Origin of the sequence: Allobosea sp. CER48 (genome assembly GCF_044752385.1) — a bacterium.
Classification (GTDB): Bacteria; Pseudomonadota; Alphaproteobacteria; order Rhizobiales; family Beijerinckiaceae; genus Allobosea.
Map to the genome: position 1 here is coordinate 1 of NZ_JBIWYK010000291.1, position 4,111 is coordinate 4,111.

The following is a 4,111-nucleotide window of genomic DNA, read 5'->3' on the forward strand; positions in this document are numbered from 1 at the left end:
AAGGAGGCGGATGGCCGCTGGCGGCTGGCGCGGGACGCCAATCTCCTCACCGCGCTCTAATCGGGCGTATACCCCACATTAACCTTGCCGGATGCTTAACTCCTTCCGGAGCATGCGTTTCGTGGGAAACCCCGTTTCGGCCCATCTTTCGCCGGATTCGCGCGCGATTGACGGGATACGGCATTTCCCCGGATCGCAAAACGGGCGGCGGCGTGGGTCTTCCGCGGCGCGAGCGGCGGGGTTTGAGGCCGGGGCGCGAGTCTTCGGATTGGCCCGCGGCCGTACCGCCTGGGTGAGAAGGATGACAGGATGAACCCCGCCGATGTTGCGCAGGCCGCGCCACAGATCGACATGTCGTTCTGGACGCTGTTCTGGCACGCCCATATCGTCGTCAAGCTGGTGATGCTGGGCTTGCTCGGCGCCTCGGTCTGGTGCTGGTCGATCATCATCGACAAGACGCTGCTTTACCGCCGCACCCGCCGCGACATGGATGCCTTCGAGGAGGTGTTCTGGTCCGGTCGCTCGCTCGAGGAACTCTATCGCGACCTCGCAGCCAAGCCGGTCAACGACATGGCGGCCGTCTTCGTCGCGGCGATGCGCGAGTGGAAGCGCTCCTTCGAGAATGGCGGGCGCTCGGTCGCCAGCCTTTCCCAGCGCATCGACAAGGTGCTGGACGTCACCATCCAGCGCGAGACGGAGCGGCTTGAATCCAAGCTCCTCGTGCTCTCCACCATCGCCTCGGCCGCCCCCTTCATCGGCCTCTTCGGCACGGTCTGGGGCATCATGAACTCCTTCACCGCGATCGCAGTGTCCAAGAACTCCTCTCTCGCGGTCGTGGCTCCCGGCATCGCGGAAGCGCTCTTCGCCACCGCGATCGGCCTCTTCGCCGCGATTCCCGCACTGATGGCCTACAACAAGCTCCAGGCCGAGGTGGCCAAGGCCCAGGGCCGGCTCGAGGCCTTCGCCGACGAATTCTCCGCGATCCTGTCGCGGCAGATCGACGAGCGCATGGCGGCGTGAGGGGCTGATCCATGGGCATGTCCGCCGCCACTGCCGCAAAGGGCGCCGGCCGCCGGGGCCGTCGCGGGCGCCGCCATGGCGCCATCGCCGAGATCAACATGACGCCGTTCATCGACGTCATGCTGGTGTTGCTCATCATCTTCATGGTCGCCGCGCCGCTGATTGCGACCGGTGTGCCGCTCGATCTGCCGCAGACCGGCGCCAAGCCGATCAATGTCGATCAGAAGCCGATCACCATCGCGATCGACAGCAAGGGGCAGATTTTCCTGCAGGACGAGCCGACCTTGGAGCCGGACCTCGTCACCAAGCTGCAGGGCCTCGCCAAGCAGGGCTTCGACGAGCGCATCTATGTGCGCGGCGACAAGCTGGTGGATTACGGCCGGGTGGCGTCGGTGATGTCGACCATCACCTCGGCCGGCTTCAAGCGGGTTGCGCTGGTCACCGAACCGGCGAGCCGCTGAGAGCGACGAGAGTAAGGGTGTTCAGAGCGTGAAGCTTTCGACCTCCGAACCTGGCCTGCTGATGTCGGCGCTGGGCCACGCGACGGTCCTCGTCGCGGGGCTTCTGGTGTTCTCGTCGGCCGCGCCGCTGCCGGAGAACGAGGAGGCGATCGCCGTCGAGCTCGTCGATCCCAACGCGCTGAACCAGGTCACCCGCGGCGAGCGCAGCGCCGAGAAGGTGCAGGCGCAGCCCACCCCGCGCGCCGAGCGCCAGTCCGAGGTGGTCGAGCGCAAGGAGGCCGGCGAGGCCAAGGCCGACACGCCCGCCCCGCCCTCCCGCCCGCCCGAGCTGAAGGTCGCAGAGGACAACGCCTCGACGCCGCCGCCCCCCCGCGCGGTCGAGCAGCCCAAGCCCGAGACCAAGCCACCCGAGCCCGCCAAGCAGCCGCCGCAGCGGAGCGAGGCCGCCGCCGCCCGCGAGGCCGAGCAGAAGCGCGAAGAGCTGGCGAAGCTCGCCGAGGAGGCGGAGATCGCTTCCAAGGCCAGGCAGGCCGAGGAAGAGGCGAAGGCGGCTGCCAAGGCCAAGGCGGAAGCCGAGGCCCAGGCCGCCAGGCGCGCCGCCGAGGCGAAGGCCAAGGCCGAGGCGCTCGCCAAGGCCGAAGCGGAGAAGCAGGCGAAGGAGAAGGCGGAAGCAGCCGCCAAGGCGAAGGTCGAGGCCGAGCAGAAGGCGAAGCTCGCCGCCGAGGCCAAGGCCAAGCAGGAGGCCGAAGCAAAGGCCAAGCGCGAGGCCGAGATCGCCAAGAACTTCAACGCCAGCGATATCGCCAAGCTGCTGCAGTCGAAGGAGAAGGCGCAGTCTTCCGGCTCCTCGGCGCCGCAGGTCAACCGCACCGCATCGCTCGGCACCGAGCGCGGCGCATCGCAGAAGCTGAGCCCGTCTTTGCGGGCGCAGCTCATCGGCATCATCCAGGACCAGCTCCTGAAGTGCTGGAACGTGCCGATCGCGCTCGCCAACGCCCATGGCAGCGGCAATATCGTGCCGTCCGTGCGCATGAAGCTCAACACCGACGGCTCGCTCGCGAGCCAGCCGGGCGTGATCAACTCGTCTTCGGACCCTCTCTTCCGCGTCGCCGCCGACTCGGCGCTGACCGCCACCCGCCGCTGCGCGCCTTTGCGCATTCCGGCTCAATTCGCCGCCTATTATGACGACTGGCGCGACGTCGTCGTCAATTTCGACGCAAGGGACGTCATGTGACCCCGATGATCGACCGTATCCGCCTCCCCTTCCTGACGGCAGCGCCGACGCGCCGCCGCCTCCTCGCCACCGCCGGCGCCGCCCTGCTCGTGCCCGCCGCGGCGCGTGCCGAACTCGTCATCGACCTGCGCGGCGGCGCCTTCCAGCCAATGCCGATCGCGATCGCCGATTTCGGCGGCGAGGGCGGCGTGCTCGTCTCCAGCGTCATCGCCAACAACCTGAAGCGCTGCGGCTACTTCACGCCGATCGACAAAAGCCGCTTCCCGGAGCCGAACCCGCCTTTCGACACCGCCCCCCGCTTCGAGGCCTGGAAGGCCAGCGGCGTGCAGGCTCTCGTCACCGGCCGCGTCGCGCGCGAGGCCGGGCGCATCCGCGCCGAGTTCCGCCTCTGGGATGTCGCAACCGGCACCCAGACCGACGGCCAGCAGTATTTCACCGACCCGAGCAACGCCCGCCGCGTCGGCCACATCATCTCGGACGCGATCTTCTCGAAGGTCACCGGGCTTGGCGGCTTCTTCGACACCCGCGTCGTCTTCGTCGACGAATCCGGTCCGAAGGAAAATCGTCGCAAGCGCCTCGCGATCATGGATCAGGACGGCGCCAATGTGCGCTACCTGACCAATGGCGACACCTCGGTTGTGACGCCGCGCTATTCGCCGGTTTCGCAGGACGTGACCTTCATGACCCAGCGCCAGGGCGAGCAGCCCCGCGTGCAGGTGCTGAACATCGAGACCGGCCAGCGCCAGATCGTCGGCAACTTCCCCGACATGAGCTCCAGCCCGCGCTTCGCGCCCAACGGACAGCGCGTCGTGCTCTCCCTGCAGCAGGGCGGCAACGCCAATCTCTACGCCATCGACATCGGCTCGCGCTCGACCACGCGCCTGACCTCGACGGCTGCGATCGACACCTCGCCCTCCTATGCGCCGGACGGTTCGCGGATCGTGTTCGAGAGCGACCGCGGCGGCCAGCAGCAGCTCTATGTGATGCCGTCCTCGGGCGGCGAAGGCCAGCGCATCTCCTTCGGCCAGGGCCGCTACTCGCAGCCCTCCTGGTCGCCGCGCGGCGACCTCATCGCCTTCACCCGCCAGGGCGGCGGCGGCTTCGCGATCGGCGTGATGCGCCCGGACGGCTCGGGCGAGCGCATCCTCACCGAAGGCTTTCACAACGAGGCGCCGAACTGGGCGCCCAACGGCCAGTACATCATGTTCTTCCGTGATCCCGGCGGCCAATCCGGCGGCAAGCTGTACATGGTCGACATCACCGGCCGCGTCGAAGTTCCGGTGCCGACACCGGCCTTCGCCTCCGACCCGACCTGGTCCCCCTTGCTGAGCGGCCAGCGGTAGGAACGTCAGAGGATTCGCATGTCCAGGCCGTCCGGCCGGAGCCGGACGGCTTT

At 68.2% G+C, this 4,111-nt stretch carries 4 protein-coding genes; all 4 read left to right on the forward strand.

Going from position 1 to position 4,111, the window contains the following annotated elements; all coding sequences use genetic code 11:
• Positions 1–309 precede the first annotated feature (309 nt).
• Genes tolQ through tolB form a run of 4 tightly spaced genes read left to right on the forward strand, consistent with a single transcriptional unit; the run spans position 310 to position 4,058 of the window.
• On the forward strand, positions 310–1,020 hold the full coding sequence (gene tolQ / locus ACIPIA_RS11480; protein WP_400509584.1) for a protein TolQ: 711 nt from the start codon (positions 310–312) through the stop codon (positions 1,018–1,020).
• 11 nt (positions 1,021–1,031) lie between these two features.
• A complete protein-coding gene (locus tag ACIPIA_RS11485; protein ID WP_400509586.1) occupies positions 1,032–1,481 on the forward strand; it encodes an ExbD/TolR family protein in 450 nt (149 codons plus the stop codon).
• A 28-nt stretch (positions 1,482–1,509) separates the two neighbouring features.
• Positions 1,510–2,715 carry a cell envelope integrity protein TolA gene (gene tolA / locus ACIPIA_RS11490; protein ID WP_400509588.1) on the forward strand — a complete coding sequence of 402 codons (1,206 nt, stop codon included), beginning with the start codon at positions 1,510–1,512 and terminating at the stop codon, positions 2,713–2,715.
• A gap of 5 nt (positions 2,716–2,720) precedes the next feature.
• The gene (gene tolB, locus ACIPIA_RS11495; protein WP_400509590.1) at positions 2,721–4,058 is read left to right on the forward strand and encodes a Tol-Pal system beta propeller repeat protein TolB; all 1,338 of its coding nucleotides are present in this window, start codon (positions 2,721–2,723) and stop codon (positions 4,056–4,058) included.
• The last annotated feature ends 53 nt before the right edge of the window (positions 4,059–4,111 follow it).

Excerpts from the sequence above, each read along its gene's own strand:
- tolQ (WP_400509584.1), top strand. The coding sequence starts at position 310 with ATGAACCCCGCCGATGTTGCGCAGGCCGCGCCACAGATCGACATGTCG.
- ACIPIA_RS11485 (WP_400509586.1), top strand. The coding sequence starts at position 1,032 with ATGGGCATGTCCGCCGCCACTGCCGCAAAGGGCGCCGGCCGCCGGGGC.
- tolB (WP_400509590.1), top strand. The coding sequence starts at position 2,721 with ATGATCGACCGTATCCGCCTCCCCTTCCTGACGGCAGCGCCGACGCGC.